Annotated in this window: 14 protein-coding genes, 1 tRNA gene and 1 pseudogene; 6 read left to right on the top strand and 10 right to left on the bottom strand. The window is 61.7% G+C overall.

From position 1 onward, the window contains the following. Positions 1 to 95: 95 nt before the first annotated feature. Positions 96 to 548 (top strand): type IV pilin, encoded by a 453-nt coding sequence (locus EH209_RS02005; protein ID WP_126661310.1) that lies wholly within the window; start codon positions 96 to 98, stop codon positions 546 to 548. A 20-nt stretch (positions 549 to 568) separates the two neighbouring features. Then, positions 569 to 1,009, top strand: coding sequence for a type IV pilin (locus EH209_RS02000; protein ID WP_126661309.1), 441 nt, complete (start codon positions 569 to 571; stop codon positions 1,007 to 1,009). Between the two features lie 443 nt (positions 1,010 to 1,452). Here the strand turns inward: EH209_RS02000 and EH209_RS01995 are convergent. The 4 genes from EH209_RS01995 to EH209_RS01980 all read right to left on the bottom strand — a co-directional run bounded on the left by EH209_RS01995 (position 1,453) and on the right by EH209_RS01980 (position 4,220). After that, positions 1,453 to 1,523 (bottom strand) — tRNA-Pro (locus tag EH209_RS01995). Positions 1,524 to 1,605: 82 nt separating this feature from the next. Further along, positions 1,606 to 2,520, bottom strand: coding sequence for an RNA-guided pseudouridylation complex pseudouridine synthase subunit Cbf5 (locus tag EH209_RS01990; RefSeq protein ID WP_126661308.1), 915 nt, complete (start codon positions 2,518 to 2,520; stop codon positions 1,606 to 1,608). Between the two features lie 3 nt (positions 2,521 to 2,523). Continuing rightward, a complete protein-coding gene (gene cmk, locus EH209_RS01985) occupies positions 2,524 to 3,099 on the bottom strand; it encodes a (d)CMP kinase (protein WP_126661307.1) in 576 nt (191 codons plus the stop codon). A 155-nt stretch (positions 3,100 to 3,254) separates the two neighbouring features. Continuing rightward, positions 3,255 to 4,220 (bottom strand): DUF106 domain-containing protein, encoded by a 966-nt coding sequence (locus EH209_RS01980; RefSeq protein WP_126661306.1) that lies wholly within the window; start codon positions 4,218 to 4,220, stop codon positions 3,255 to 3,257. A 240-nt stretch (positions 4,221 to 4,460) separates the two neighbouring features. Between EH209_RS01980 and EH209_RS01975 the strand changes: the two genes are divergently transcribed. Next, entirely contained in the window at positions 4,461 to 5,981 is a 1,521-nt protein-coding gene (locus tag EH209_RS01975) for a DUF7289 family protein (protein WP_229380128.1), read from the top strand. Positions 5,982 to 5,985: 4 nt separating this feature from the next. On the opposite strand, the gene EH209_RS01970 is transcribed toward EH209_RS01975, so the two are convergent. Further along, positions 5,986 to 6,633, bottom strand: a complete 648-nt coding sequence (locus EH209_RS01970) for an adenylate kinase (protein WP_126661305.1) — start codon at positions 6,631 to 6,633, stop codon at positions 5,986 to 5,988. A 59-nt stretch (positions 6,634 to 6,692) separates the two neighbouring features. Between EH209_RS01970 and EH209_RS01965 the strand changes: the two genes are divergently transcribed. After that, a complete protein-coding gene (locus EH209_RS01965; RefSeq protein ID WP_126661304.1) occupies positions 6,693 to 7,115 on the top strand; it encodes a hypothetical protein in 423 nt (140 codons plus the stop codon). Between the two features lie 46 nt (positions 7,116 to 7,161). On the opposite strand, the gene EH209_RS01960 is transcribed toward EH209_RS01965, so the two are convergent. Continuing rightward, positions 7,162 to 7,452, bottom strand: a complete 291-nt coding sequence (locus tag EH209_RS01960) for an amphi-Trp domain-containing protein (protein ID WP_126661303.1) — start codon at positions 7,450 to 7,452, stop codon at positions 7,162 to 7,164. A gap of 433 nt (positions 7,453 to 7,885) precedes the next feature. Between EH209_RS01960 and coxB the strand changes: the two genes are divergently transcribed. Further along, positions 7,886 to 8,875, top strand: a complete 990-nt coding sequence (gene coxB, locus EH209_RS01955) for a cytochrome c oxidase subunit II (RefSeq protein WP_126661302.1) — start codon at positions 7,886 to 7,888, stop codon at positions 8,873 to 8,875. Continuing rightward, complete coding sequence (locus EH209_RS01950) at positions 8,872 to 11,349, top strand: cbb3-type cytochrome c oxidase subunit I (protein WP_126661301.1); 2,478 nt, start codon at positions 8,872 to 8,874, stop codon at positions 11,347 to 11,349. The genes coxB and EH209_RS01950 overlap by 4 nt, the downstream gene beginning before the upstream one ends. 565 nt (positions 11,350 to 11,914) lie before the next feature. Here the strand turns inward: EH209_RS01950 and EH209_RS24515 are convergent. The 4 genes and pseudogenes from EH209_RS24515 to EH209_RS01935 form a co-directional block, all read right to left on the bottom strand. Next, a pseudogene (locus tag EH209_RS24515) lies at positions 11,915 to 12,571 on the bottom strand (S8 family serine peptidase); the annotation flags it as partial. Continuing rightward, complete coding sequence (locus tag EH209_RS24510; protein ID WP_249038731.1) at positions 12,572 to 12,889, bottom strand: hypothetical protein; 318 nt, start codon at positions 12,887 to 12,889, stop codon at positions 12,572 to 12,574. Positions 12,890 to 13,061: 172 nt separating this feature from the next. Then, positions 13,062 to 13,379 carry a DUF7410 domain-containing protein gene (locus tag EH209_RS01940; protein ID WP_126661300.1) on the bottom strand — a complete coding sequence of 106 codons (318 nt, stop codon included), beginning with the start codon at positions 13,377 to 13,379 and terminating at the stop codon, positions 13,062 to 13,064. A 97-nt stretch (positions 13,380 to 13,476) separates the two neighbouring features. Beyond that, a complete protein-coding gene (locus EH209_RS01935) occupies positions 13,477 to 14,880 on the bottom strand; it encodes a hypothetical protein (protein WP_126661299.1) in 1,404 nt (467 codons plus the stop codon). Positions 14,881 to 14,905 lie beyond the last annotated feature (25 nt).

The raw sequence follows: 14,905 nt of genomic DNA, 5'->3' as shown, positions 1-14,905 counted from the left end.
CCCCCCCCCCCCCTCGAGCGCCAACGGGTGGCTACCACACTACCCCAAATAAGCGTTCTCCCCGTTCACGGGCGCGTACAAGAACGAATCCAACAATGGATCTAAGCAAATACAGAAACAAGCTGGTCGGCAGCGAAGAAGAGCGAGCAGTATCGCCCGTTATCGGTGTTATCCTGATGGTCGCGATTACCGTCATTCTGGCGGCCGTGATCGCAGCATTCGTGCTCGATATGGGAGACAGTATGGGAAGCGGACCGACGAATGCCGCTGTGAGTGCTGATGTCAGCGACTCTGAGAACACCACGACGCTTACCGTTGATGAGATGGGAGACGCAGAGCACTTCGAACTGCGTGGGTTTGACGAAGATAATATCGACAGCGGTGTTAACGAATCCCCTCACCGTTTCGAGGATAATTTGACTGCTACTGGGGATTCTGTCACCCTCAAGCTCAACGAATCTCGAGACGCAGGATCCGCTAATATCGTTGCTGTCAACGGCGACTCTGAGAGCGTCATCGGCGACTTCGAGTGGGAAGCGGGCAACTAAGATAACAATATCTCCTAAATATGGACCTTAGCAAATACAGAGCCAAGCTGGTTGGCAACGAAGAAGAGCGAGCAGTATCGCCCGTTATCGGTGTTATCCTGATGGTCGCAATTACCGTCATCTTGGCGGCTGTGATTGCGGCGTTCGTGCTCGACATGGGTGACAGCATGGGAAGCGGACCGACAAATGCTGCAGTGAGTTCAGATGTTAGTAACTCCGATGAAACGGTGACACTTACTGTTGATGAGATAGGTGACGCGGAAAAATTCGAAATCAGAGGAGAAGGTGCTGATGCGGTCGGTAATCTTAGTGACAGTGATTTAGAATCTACTGGAGACTCAGTTACTCTGGATATCACTAATGGCTCTAAGAGTGGTTACAACGAAAGTTCCGCGAATATTGTAGCTATCAGCGGCGACTCCGAGAGTACTGTCAGTAGTTTCGAGTGGAACTTCAACTGAGAATATTCATTAATTCAGTTTTCTTTTTATTCTCTTTTGATTCCGCAGCTGTGATAGTCGGACAGTATCGCTTGAGTTATTAGCCATCGTTCAACTTGCTCGTTGCTTGAGCGACCGACAGACATTTTTATTAGTTTTTGATGGGCCGAATAGGCCATGGTATTCGCTTCTTAGTTTTGTATCGTCGATCCAGTGGGGCAATTATTAACTACCGGCTTTCTACTGCTTCAGGAGCGTAAATGACGAATATTAGATATATAGTGGCTCCTCGTTACTACGGCCACTCCGCTCTCTTGCTTGCTTCGTCGAAAATGTGGGACCACCGAGAATTGAACAGTTGCAAGACAGTCTGACTCGCTCGCGCTCGTCAGCTGCGACTTGCGTGCTCAATTCTCGGCTCTTTCGAGAGTTCTGCCGCTCACGAACTTGTTTGCAGCAGAATATGGGACCGCCGAGAATTGAACTCGGGTCCTACGGACCCCATCCGCAGAGGATACCACTACCCCACGGTCCCGCATGTAGACCCAAGCCCGTCTGCCGTTTAAGGGTGTCGTTTCGAACCAAGCATGTCATAAAGTTACGTGGCCCCGCTCGAGTCAGACCAGCACGCGCTCGAGGTCGACCGTCACGTCGCGACTCGCATCGTCGACGAACTCGCCGAGACACACCGCGGCTCCGTTGGGGGTGTAGCAGGCCACCAGATCGCCGGCCTGCGCATCGTCGTCGGCCTCGATCACGCCGGGGTCGTACACCGGCGCGCCGTTGGCGACCTCCCGGGCCGCACTCGGAGCGATCACCACGCCGGGGAGCTCCTCGAGGATCCGTTCGGCGGGGTCGACCACGTCGAACACAGCCTCGGGGTCGTCGTCCTCGCGCCAGTACGCTAACGCGTCGAGGAAGTCGTGGGCCGAGTGCAGGTCCCGGTCGTCGAACGGCGAGGTCGCCGTCCGGCGCAGGTGGCCCATGTGGCCGCCGGTACCGAGCGCTAGCCCCAGGTCGTGACAGAGCTTCCGGACGTAGGTCCCGCTCTCACACCGGATGCGCAACAGGAGCCGGCGCTCGTCGGTCTCGAGGACCTCGAGGTCGTAAATCTCGCGCACGCGCAGGCGCCGGGCGACCGCACTCTTGCGCGGGGGCTTCTGGTAGATCGGCCCCTCGAACTCGGCGACGACCGATTCGGCGTCGGCCGGCACCGGCGCGTGACACTCGAGGACGGCGACGTACTCCTTGGAGCCCTCGAGGAAGACCTGTGCCAGCCGGGTCGCCTCGCCGAGCATGATCGGGAGACAGCCGGTGACCTTGGGATCGAGCGTCCCGGCGTGGGCCGCCTGTTCGATCGTCGCGTCGGGGGCCTGGTCGGCCAGCGTTTCGTCGACCGCATCGCGCAACCAGCCGCTGACCTGGTGTGAGGACGGCCCCGGCGGCTTGTCTAAATTGACGACGCCGAACGTGAGCAGTTCCGCGGGCGTGCGATCGTCGGGCGGACCGCGGAGGCGAGAGCGATCGGCCATCGATTAGAACTCGTCGTCGATCTCGACGTAGGCCTGCCCCTCGTCCGCGTCGGCCTCGTACACCTCGACGGCGGTGACGAGCATGTCTAAAACGGCGTCAGGCCCCCAGCGGGCCGTGTTCACCGAGAGATCGTAGATCGTCAGATCGCGGATGTCGATCCCGTAGTACTCTTGGTAGCGTTTGGCCTCGCTGGCTTCCCGCGCCTTCGTCTCCTCGGTCGCCCGTTCGGGGTCTTTCTCCTCGCGTTCGGCGATCCGCTCACCGCGAACCCGGGCCGGGGCGTCCAGCCAGAACCGGAAGTCCGCCTGCTCGCCGGCCAGCCAGCCCGCCAGCCGGGACTCGAGGACGAGACCGTCGCGTTCGACGGCGATCTCGTAGAGCCGACGGTCGAGGTCGCGGTCGATCTGGTCGTTCTCCTCGGCGAGCTTGTTGAACTCGAGGGGCGTATAGTCGCGTTCCTCGGCGAGCTCGCGGAAGATGTCGCCGCCGCTGACGTGCTCGAGGTCAAATCTGTCGGCGAGTAACTCCGCCGTCGTACTCTTGCCGCTTCCCGGTGGACCGGAGACGGTCAGTAACATATTCCATCTGCGCGGGGCCGAGTAAAATGGGTTTTGAATCGTTCGACGGCCCGATGCGGCGAACGCGTCCCGGTGTGCGTCGGGTCGGGAATAGGACCGAAAACGGAGTCAAATCGCTCGCTCGAGACGACGGCCCGATCGGCTTCAGGGTCGGGTCAGGCGCTCGAGGGGGACATATCGATGTTCAGCGCCTTGCGCAACAGCTGGGAGAAGCTCATCGAGCAGAGGAAGTACCAGACGATCCAGCCTGCCATCGGCCCGACTGCTCGCGAACTCCACTCCGTTGTCCCGACCAACGGCATGATGATCGTCGCTTCTGCCTCATCAAGGCCGACGATCTGGACCTTCCAGCGCATCCAGAGGAACAGCGGGATGGTCAACAGCATAATCCAGACCATCGGTCGGATTTGCTGTTTGAACATCCCGAGGTTCTGGGCCATGGCCTCCATCTGCTCCTCACGGACCTCCTCGAGTTCGTCATCGAGGCGCTCGATCTCGGCCTCGCTGGCGCCGCGCTCCTCGGCTTGCTCTTTGCGCTCGCGGACGTCCTTCTGTTTTTCCTGCATGGCCTGCATGCGCTCCTGATACTTGCCCATGACTTCGGGGTTTATCAGGTTGGCCTGCAGTAGCGTCGAGTACAACCCTGTCAGTAGGGCGATCGAAAGGATTACGGCGTAAAACGGCAGCGCTGCGTCCAGCGGGCCGAGTACGATATTGATCGTACTGCCGACGGTCTGCTGGACGGAATCGATCCAGTATCCGAACATCAACAGCAGCGAGCCCATCCCGGCCAGTTTGTCCCATTGTGACCAGCTCGACTCTTCGTCGTCGATTTCGACGTCGGCGGCGGCGCTTCCGCCGTCGCCGTCACCGCCACCGTCGCCGTCGAGAGCCCTGTCGTACGCCTCTCGGTCGGCGATCTCGAATCCTTCGTCGCCGTCGACCAGTACTCCTTTCTCGATCAACCGGCCCCATTGACCGCTCGTCAAGTCGTCGTTGACGTCGGCCCAGTGGACCTCGCCCCCGTTCCGGTCGGCTGCCTCGCGGATGGCCTCGAGGGCCGCCGTCATGGAGGAGTCCTCCCGGACGAGGTCGTTGATTTTCTCCGCTGTACGCGTCATCTGCTTTGGACTAGGTCCCGTTCGGTATACAAGTGTTTATCTTCGGTGGGCCGATCGGATCCGTCACTTCCGCTGGCAGAACGCAAGACTGTCGTCGAGCGAATGCGTCGACTGCGGTACGATAGCTACTATCGTCTGATCGTAATCGCGTAAAAACAGTACTACAGAAATCAATATAAACTATTTTGAAATGTGTGTTCGATCGATTGTATTATGTAGGTGATAGTCCACTGAACGGACATGAGTGCGCCGCGTGGGGCCGGGACGACAACAGCGACGGAACGGGGCCAGTCGACGTTGATTGGAGTCGTGTTGTTGATTGGGATGGTCGCAGCCGGCAGCCTCGGGATCTTTCTAATCGCCGGTGACGCAATCACCGGTGCGGAACAACAGTCCGAGCAGGAACGAATCGAACAGGCGTTCGTCGAGTTGAGCAACAGCATCTCGTCATCGGCGGGGTCCGGAGACGTCTCGCAGTCGATGGAATTACACGCCGGCGATCAGGGGGCGATCGCCCACCACGACTCGGCGACGTACAAAATTTGGACGCAAAGCTACAACGGGACGAACAGTAACGTGGTCGCGGACGGTTCGATCGGGACGATCGAGTACGAGGACGCCGACGGGACGAAGATCGCGTACGAGGGCGGCGCCGTCTTCCGCGAAACGGGGCGACAAACGCGGGTCCTCTCGTCTCCCCCGATCGATTACAATCACGAGACGAGCACGCTGTCGTTCCCCGTCTTCGGACTCACCGAAGACAAAACGATCGACTCCGGCGATATTTCGATCAAGCAGACCGGCGTGGATCGCGAACCGACCAACTACATCCAGAACGATCACGTGTTCGTCGAAATCCAGAGCAAGTACTGTCGCGGGTGGCAACAGTACTTTACGGAGCAAGCGGGCGATACGACCCTTCAGGAGTCGTGTTACGGCGGCGAGAACGAAGATGGGACGGTGAAAGTGAGACTCGGCTACGACGACATTGCGAACGCGTTCTCCTCAGGCGTGGCAGTTCCCTCCGAAGACAATATCGATGACAAGAAAGACACGTTCGACGATATCTCGGCTGGCAAGCAGTATCAGCCGATGGACGGAACGATACTGCAACTCACGGACAATTTCGAAAACGGGTCGGCCGAACGGATTGACGATACCGGGACGTATTCCGCCGGGAACTACTACGCGGACGAACTGACCAATCCCGATCTCGATTTCGACCTCTCCGACGGCGATGCGATTCTCGCCGTGGATGGGGACGTTCGAATCGATAGCGGTGGAATCTCCGTCACCAACTGTAGAGGCGGGGAGGGACAGCTGAAGATCTACGTCGAAGGCGATTTCTCCATGAGTAAGGGGGCGGTCGAACCGAGCTGTGGCGGTGCGGGCGACGTCGAAACGATACAGGTCTACGGGATGTCCACGACGGGGATCAATTTCCACTCGAATCCGACCTTCAACGGGCTGATCTACGCGGCGAGCGACAAAGACCCCGCGGACGACGGGTTCGACGGATGGCCGGTTGAAGGGACGAGTCACAGGGACGATAATTATCAGGTGAACTTCCAGGGGGCAAACGAATTCAAGGGGGCTCTCGTCGTGAATTCGATAAACGTCGACAGTAAGCTCAAGGGCGTCGACGACGTTACACCCGACGACGACGCAGTGATCGAACCGATCCCGGACGGGTACGCGCCCGTCCCGCAGCTCACCTATCTCAACCTCGCCGAATACCGGATCGAAATCAAAAACAACTGACCGGCTACGCCGCGTCTTCGATCGTCGCCTTCACATCCGCCCAGACCTCGTCTGGCGCTCGCTCGCCGTCGACGCGCTCGAGGTCGCCCTGCTCTTCGTAGTGTTCGATGACCGGTTCCGTGTTCTCGTGGTAGACCTCGAGGCGGTCGCGGACGGTTTCCTCGGTATCGTCGTCGCGCTGGATCAACTCACCGCCGCACTCGTCGCAGACGCCCTCCTCTTCGGGCTGGTCGTACTCGACGTGATAGTTGGTGCCACACTCCGAACAGACGCGGCGACCGGTGAGTCGGTCGACCAGTTCCTCCTCGCCGACGTCGAGCATGAGCGCGAGGTCGAGGTCGGTCATGTCCTCGAGTTCCTCGGCCTGCTCTAGGTTCCGCGGGTAGCCGTCGAGGACGAAGCCGTCGGCCTGGGAGAGGGCCTCCTCGACGATGGCGTTGACGACCGCGTCGGGGACGAGTTCGCCCCGATCCATGTACTCCCGCGGGGTGTCGTACTCCGTGTCCATGTCGGAGATGTCCATGTCCTTGTTCCCGCGGAGGGCGTCGCCGGTAGTGATGTGGTCGACGTCGAACTCCTCGGTGATTTTGGCGCTTTGGGTCCCCTTGCCTGCCCCGGGCGCACCCAGGATCAGAATTCGTGGCTGTGCCATATCCACCCGTTCGCCGGCGTCGCATAAAGGCTTAAAGAAACGACCACGTCCGTTCCGGTATGACTCGTTTCGACGCAGCCGAGGCGACCGACCGACGAAAACTGTACGTCGATGCCATCACCGCCCACCGCGAGCGCGGACGCGGTTTCCTGACCCTCGAAGCTGACACGACCGACCTCGAAGGCGACGGCGACGATGCCGAGTCCCCCGACTCGAAGCTCGGCGTTCCCTGGATCCAGTTCGCAGACGGCACGATCAACGTCGACTGTACCGACGACGAACTCGACACACTCAAATCCGTTCTCGGGGAGTTTCCGGCGTTCAAGATCGACGAGATCAATCGGCCGGAGGATGCCGAGGGTGCCAACGTTCGGGTGAGCGCGAAGGCCGATCCGAACCGGATCGCCCAGTGTCTCGACGCGATCTTCCAGCGGGTGTACGAACTCCCCGAAGACGTGCGGGTCTGGGTGGTCGACCTCTAGTCTCTGACTCGGCGCGTTCCGTCTCGCCCGTCAGTCGGCGCAATCGCTAGTCGATCGTCAGCTCACCGTCATCGGATCGATCCTCGCCTTCCTCCCACTCGAGTTCGAACTCGAGTCCGAGTTCGCCCGGACCCTCGGGCGCCGAACTCGAGGTCTCGCGTTCGGCCTTAATCTCGAAGGTGGGTCGTGACGGCGGCGTCATCGTCACTGACTCCCCGCCGGCCTCGAGGCTGACCGGGTCGCCGTGCTCGAGGCTGTCGGCAACCGTACGAAGGTAGTCAGCGATCTCGGTCCGATCCATCCGCCGTTCGAACTCGAAGAGGATGTCTTCCGGCATAGGCCTCCTACGGTTCGAACGGTATAGAGTATTCCGCACGGACGGGGCGCGCGTGCGCGAATCGGCCGTCGATCGATGCCGATGAATCGACCGTTCCCCGACAGCGGGATTCGTCACGGCGGGCCGCGATGACTGATGGCCGAACACGTTCGCTCTCGGGCGGAAAATCGGCCGATAAGCTGTCCGTGCAAGAACACGATTTCGACGAACAACGACAGAAAAAAGACCCTCGACTCTAACCGAATGTTGAGGGACTGAGAGGTGATGGCACGATGCAGCGTAGACGAGACGGTCGGAGTCACCGGACGGACGACCGGTGAGCGGCGACTATCAGGCCGTTTCCAAATAGATAAGTGCTCCCGGCCATCATCCTCCGACATATAAGCGGTCTTCAAACGAGGTGAACACAATTTACAGCGCACTAACGACCCCGATGCCGTTGCAGCAGACACGCGTCGACGTGTTCGAGGAGATCTTCCTGGTGTTTCTCGGACTCGGGACGCTCGTCGGTGTCGTCGTAGTTTCGTATGTCTTGTACAACGCGTACAAGTATCGGGACGACGGCGAGCCGAAAGACGACGAGTCGCTGCCGACGCTCGGGGAACTACCGACAGGTGGAAAGGGTGGAAAGAAGCTGTTCCTATCGTTCGGGATCAGCGCCGTTATCGTCATTTCGCTGGTGATCTGGACGTACGGGATGCTCCTGTACGTCGAGGATCCCCAGGACGAGTTCGACGAGGAGCCGGCCGAGATCGAGGTCACTGGCGACGGGTTCGCCTGGTACTTCGAGTACGCGAACGGCGTCGAAGAGATCGGTACTATGCGTGTTCCTGCCGACAAGCCGATCGCGATCCAGACGACGTCGGGCGACGTCTGGCACACGTTCGGCATACCCGACTTACGGGTGAAATCCGACGCAATTCCGGGCGAGTACGACGAGACGTGGTTCATGGCCGAGGAAACCGGTGAACACGAGATCAAGTGTTTCGAACTCTGTGGAAAGGGACACACGGCGATGACCGGTACCGTTCAGGTCATGGAAGAAGAGGCGTTCAACGAGTGGCTCAACAGTCAATTGACACTCGAGGTCGAGGTCGTCGACCAGAACGAGACGCCGGTCACCGAGGGCTACGAGATGACCCTCGAGCACACCGAGAACGACCAGTACGAGGAGGACCTCGTGCACACGTACACCGCCGAAGACTTCGACGAGAACGGGACGATCAGTCTCGATCACGAGGACCTCCAGCAGGGCGGTGAATACAACGTGACGATCACGTTCGAGGACGGCCAGTACGAGACGATCGAGAAGACCATCAACATCGACGGTCCCTCGAGCGAGACCTTCACCGCCGGAAGCGCCAACGAATCAGATAATGGGAACGGAACCAACGAGAGCGGCCATGGAGGTGACGGCGAATGAGTGACCTACCACCGATGACGTCGGTCAAGCGATGGCTGGTCACAACCAACCACAAGGACGTCGGGATCCTCTACATCGCGACGGCCCTGTTCTTCCTCATGCTCGGAGGGGTGCTCGCGCTGCTCTTCCGTGCACACCTGTGGGTGCCCGGCGGAACGGGGCTGCTCGAAACGATCGAGTTCAATCAGGCCGTCACGGCCCACGGGCTGTTGATGGTCTTCTGGTTCCTTTCGCCGATCGCGTCCGGCTTCGCGAACTACTTCGTCCCGCTGCAGATCGGCGCGAAGGATCTAGCGTTCCCGCGGCTGAACGCCCTGAGTTACTGGTTCTACCTGTTCTCGGGCGTTCTGATGGGCATCTCCTTCTTCCAGGGGACGACCTTCGCCGGCGGCTGGACGATGTACGCGCCACTGAACGTACCGTCGTTCAACACGGTACTGGAGGCGACGGCCGGCGGGAACGCGACGGTGCTCGCGCTCCTGCTGTTCATCATCTCAATCACGATCGGGACGGTGAACTTCCTCACGACGATCCACCGTTCGCGCGCTGAAGGCCTCGGCTTGTGGAACATGCCGATGTTCACCTGGTCGTGGCTGCTGACGGCCTGGATGATGCTGTTCGCGTTCGCGGCGCTGCTGGCCGCGCTCCTGTTGCTCTCGGTCGACCGGATCATGCTCACGCAGTACTTCTCGACCGATCAGGGTTCGAGTCTGCTGTGGGCGCACCTGTTCTGGTTCTTCGGGCATCCGGAGGTGTACATCGTCTTCTTCCCGGCGTTGGGAATCATGTTCGAGACGTTCCAGACCTTTACGGGACGACGACTCGTCGGCCGCAAGTGGGTCATCATCGCGATGGTCCTGGTCGCGGTCCAGTCGTTCCTCGTCTGGATGCACCACATGTTCCTGTCGGCGATCAACCTCGAGATCAAGACGCTGTTCATGGCGACGACCATCGGGATCTCGCTGCCGTTCGACCTGATGGTCTTCGCGCTAATCTACACGATGGTCAAGGGACGCGTGCGGTTTACCACGCCGTTCCTGTTCAGCCTCGGGGCGCTCGTCCTGTTCATCCTCGGCGGCATCACCGGGGTCTTCCTCGGCGCCGTCGTGCTGGACTACGAGTTCCGCGGCACCTACTGGGTCGTCGCGCACTTCCACTACGTGATGGTCTCGGGGGTGACCGCGCTAGTCGCCGGGATCTACTACTGGTGGCCGAAGATAACTGGGAAGATGTACTCCGAGACCCTCGGAAAGCTCAACTTCGCGGTTTACTTCGTCGGCTTCAACCTGCTGTACTTCCCGCTGTTCCTCGCCTGGGAGACGCCGCGGCGCATCTTCCACTACAGCGAGAGCGCACAGATCTACCATCAGGCGTCGACCGTCGGCGCGTTCGTCTTCGGCGCGTCGTTCCTGATCATGTTCTTCACGCTCGGGAAGAGCCTACTCACGGGTCCCGACGCACCCGATAACCCCTGGGAGTACTCCCGGACCGCCGAGTGGGCGATCCCCTCGCCGCCGCCGCTGGAGAATTGGGCCGACCGACCCAGCTACGCCAGCGGTCGCCTCGAGTTCGTCGACGATGCGGCGGCTGCGACCGACGGCGGCGTCGCGACCGGACACGGTGAGGCGACGGCCGTGGACACGACCCATGAGGAACACGCCGACCACGCCAGTATCTGGCCCTTCGGTATCGGGATCGGCACGTTCGTCCTCTTCCTCGGCCTGTCCGGAATGACGCCGTATGTCCACAAGTTCATTCAGGGTACCGAACACCCGCCGGAACACCTCGCCAGCGCCGCGGCCGAGCCGAGCATCACGTATCCGATTCTGTTGCTTCTCGGCGTCGGAATCCTTGGTGTCACGCTGTTCAAGTTCGGCGTCGAGGAGTTCAACGTTCCCGAGATGGCGGTTGCCGAACGCTGGCCGTTCGGCGGCGTCGGCAACACGAAGCTCGGCGTCTGGGTCTTCCTGGCCTCTGACGTTGTCGTCTTCGGCGGCGCGATCGGAGCGTACGTCTTCATGCGCCTCCACAGCGGCTGGAGCAACTGGCACCTCGACACGATCACCATGGCGGGGCTGTTCAACACCTACGTCCTGCTCACCTCGAGCTTCACGGTGATCCTGGCGCTGGCCTTCGCCGAACGGAAGAACAAGAAGGCCATGCTCGGCTCGATGGTCGCGACGGTCCTGTTGGCGTTCGTCTTCATGGGCGTCAAGGCCTTCGAGTACAGCAGCAAGTTCGCCGACGGGCACTACTGGTTCAGCGGGATCGATTACTCGATCTACTTCGTCACGACCGGGCTCCACGCACTCCACGTGATCCTCGGCGTGCTCGTCGCGCTGTTCATGATCTACCGGATCATCACCGTCGACGCCTATCTGGAAGACCACCGACCGGTGGAGTTCTTCGGGCTCTACTGGCACTTCGTCGACATCGTCTGGGTCTTCCTCTTCCCGCTGTTCTACCTGATGTAGCGGCCCTGCGGCCCGCTACACGATTCGGTTGATTTTTTCGCGGCGTTCGATCGGCTGCCACCATCGCGAGTCACGACCGTCTCGTCCATGTTCAGTGGCTCGTCATCGTCGACCGTCTCGTCTCCGTTCGACGGCGGCCGGTGAGAAGCGGACGTTCGAGATACCGGCCGACGTAGTATGACTCGAGCAAGTGTGATTACGACGCCACGATTCTCACCGCTGACGGACGTCAGCCGAGAGCGAACGGCGCGATCACGGATCGTCGCGAGGGAACGAGAACCCAGTGCGGAGGACCCAGAGGTACACCGTGACGGTGACTATCACCACACCACCGAGGAGTGCAACGAGATTCGACGGCGTCCCGTCGGTGTGCGTCTCCGCGGATTCTCCGGCGGTCGTTCTGACGGGGCGTCGATCGCTCGCGACGAGCGCGTCCGCCGCCGCCTCGGCGTGACGATCCCGTGACCGTAGCGGATCTCTGTCTCCGATTGTGTCTGTGCCGTCTCGAGTATCTAGGACGTCCGACCGCCGCGACGACGACGGCGCCGCTGTCCCTGGCGTTTCAAACCGGATTGATCAGCGCGTCGTGTCTGCCGTTCGCTCCGAGGCTCATACTGATCACGTCGGCCTCGGACGCGAGCGCCCACTCCATGCCGGCGACGATCTGTGCGAACGAGCCGCTGGTCTCGCGCAGGACGAGCCCGTGGAGCAGCTCCGCCTCCGGGGCGACGCCGATTCGAGCGCCGCTCGCGGTTCCGCCGGCGATGGTGCCGCTGACGTACGTGCCGTGCGTTCCGGAATCGTAGGGCGTCGACCCTTCGATGCGGTTCCCGTCGGCGTCGAACTTGGTCCAGCCGTCCGGGTACGTCGGATCCGACGGATCGTCGGTGTAGAGTTCGAGGTCCGGGTGCGTCGCGTCGATTCCGGTATCGAGGACGGCGACGCGGACGCCCGCGCCCCGGGTCCCGTACTCGTCCCAGACGGCGGGCGCGTTCAGTAACTCGAGTCCGGCGGTGGGTCGCGGATCGGTAGCGGTGGCGTCGGCGGGTGTCGGTGTGGGTTCCTCGCCGGTCGTCGACCCGAAGGCGGTCGAATTCGACGACGGCTGCTCGGGGATGGAAACCTCGAAGTTCTCGTGAACCGCCTCGACCGCGGAGAACCGAGCGAACGTCTCGAGGTCGACTCGCTCAGTGTCGACGGTGAGCAACACGGCGTTGGCCACTCAGAACCCGGTCTCGACGCTGATGCCCGCGGTTCGGTCAGCGTAGTCGAGCAGCGGTTCCTGGCTCTCCTCGGCGTGCTCCGCGAGGTACTCGTCGGCGTCGTCAGCCGGGATCGCGTCGGGAACCGTCGGCTCCTCGAGTTGGACCACGACCTCGACCGTGCCGTCGGCAGACTCAAGCGAGTCGCCGATTCTGATCGACTCGTTGTCGGTCGTCTCGTCGTCGGCGTGCCCATCGGCCAGCGACGCGTCGAAGTCGCCGGCGGCGAGAGCGCCACCACCGGCGAGGATCGGTACCGAAAGCGCCGTCGACAGCATTAGACAGATGAGAACGACGGACCACAGCCGATTGGAGCCCGGACTTGAGTCCAGGAGGGAAGGCGCTATGATGCCCTCAGAAGCAGCCGTCGAATAACAATGTTCTGGAGGTCAGACTGTCTTCAAAACGGAACGGTCGGCGAGCGACGCCGCGAGTCAGCGTTCGAAGCGGTCAGCCGGCCCAGACGAGCGCGTAGATAAAGGTAAACAGAAAGTACGTGAGAAACACGGAGACGGCCGCCTTGACGTGGAAGGTGAAGAGTTCGTACTCTTCGTCGTCACGGACGTCCTCGACGGCCGCCCGCTCCTCGTCGCTCAGTTCGTCGGGGTGGGCGACGTCGAGATGGTACGTCGCGTACCGCTGGGTGCGAAACGGTCGCCCGCAGTAGGGACATGTCGTTTCGGGCTCCTCGCCGGCCGGAACGTCGTACTCGTACTCCGTCACCGGTTCGGGGTGCAGATCGACGTCGGTGAGTTGCCCGGCGGTCATGCGTTGGCCTCGCGTTGGGAGCACGCGAAGAAGTGTCTACCGGTGTTCGATAGGATGTGAAGTAAGGCTTGTAGGACGCGCCGGAGACGATATCGGCTTAGCTCGGTACGTACGCGGCTTCCGCGCCGGGGACCGAGACCAGATATAGGCTGATCATCGTAAAGAAGATCATAACGATGATGAAGGGGTACTGGCTCCGGATCGCCTGCAGTTTGCCGGGGAACAGGTCGAACGAGACAGTGTGGGAAAGCCAGACCGCGAGGATGTGACCGATCAGGATCCCGGCGATTTCGACGTAGCCGAACCACGACGTCAGAGCGTACTTTGTCGGGTTCTCTGGCGGGTTCAGCGGCGCGGCGACGGTGTCGATCAGCGACGGCCACAGCGAGATCGAGAAGCCAGCGTAGTGGGCGAAGTGATAGCCCGCGGCGATCGCGAGCAGCGGAGCCGCGAATCGGAGTCCGAGGTATCGCCGCGAGAGGTACGTCTCGGCGCGCTCTCGGGTGCGTTCCGCGGCGATCCAGTAGACCGCCCAGAAGACGCCGAACCCGGCCAGCAACAACACGAGATAGACGAGCCGCGGCGGGAAGCCGACCCCGACCAGCGCCTCGACGGTCCGGGCGCCGGGCGCGGTCACGACGAAGCCGCTGTAGGTCAACTCCCAGACCAACGCGAGCACGAACGCGACCAGCGAGACGTCTGTCACCACGTCGTCCTCGCCCAGCCTCGCACCCGGATATCGCAACTCGAGTCCCTCCTCGGTCCGCTGGATGGGTGCGACGGCGCCGTAGAGCCGGAACCAGACCGAGAGCGGGTCGCCCTTCCGGAACCACGTCTCGGGGGTAAAGGCGACCGCCCCGCCGATCGTGAACGCCGAGTAGGCGACTACGACGGCCACGAGCGCGCGCGGCGAGCTACTCAGGGGCGCGACCAACTCGAGCCAGACGAGCGCGAGCAGGCCGCCGACGGCGGGCCAGGAGCCGAGCCGGTTCGGGTAGGTCGCGTAGCCGTTGGGAAGCGCGGTCGCGATTCGCCGCCACGGGTTGAGCGCGGGCCACGGGTTGCCGACGACGTACGTCCCGAGGGTCAACAGCGCGCGGCCGCCGACGAACGTCAACAATACGGCCGCGCTGAAACTGCCGTTCGGCGGCCCGAAGAGTCCGACGACGATGACAAACGCGAGCGCTCCGATGCCGATCGTTCCCAGCAGCAACGACCCGGCTGTTCGGAGCCGCTCGAGCGGCAGGGAGAGCGTATCGTCGTGGTACCGACCGATGGTCCGTCGGTCGGTCACGAGCATCGTCAGTACCGCCGACGCGCCGATGACGCCGCCGCCGGTCGCGAGGTACAGCCACGTCGGCACCGACGTATCTCCCCGGCTGCCTCCGAGTCCCGCCGCGACGTTACTCGCCGCGACGACGCCGGCGCCGGCGCCGACGGCCAGTACTGCGAGCGCACAGGCGATCCCGACTCGGCGGGCGAACACCGAACGTTCACTCATTAGTAAACGGTTGGACTGCGCTCCC

It is taken from the genome of Haloterrigena salifodinae, from assembly GCF_003977755.1.
GTDB lineage: Archaea > Halobacteriota > Halobacteria > Halobacteriales > Natrialbaceae > Haloterrigena > Haloterrigena salifodinae.
Note: the sequence above shows the minus strand (reverse complement) of the source record. Positions and strands in the feature narration are given on the sequence as shown.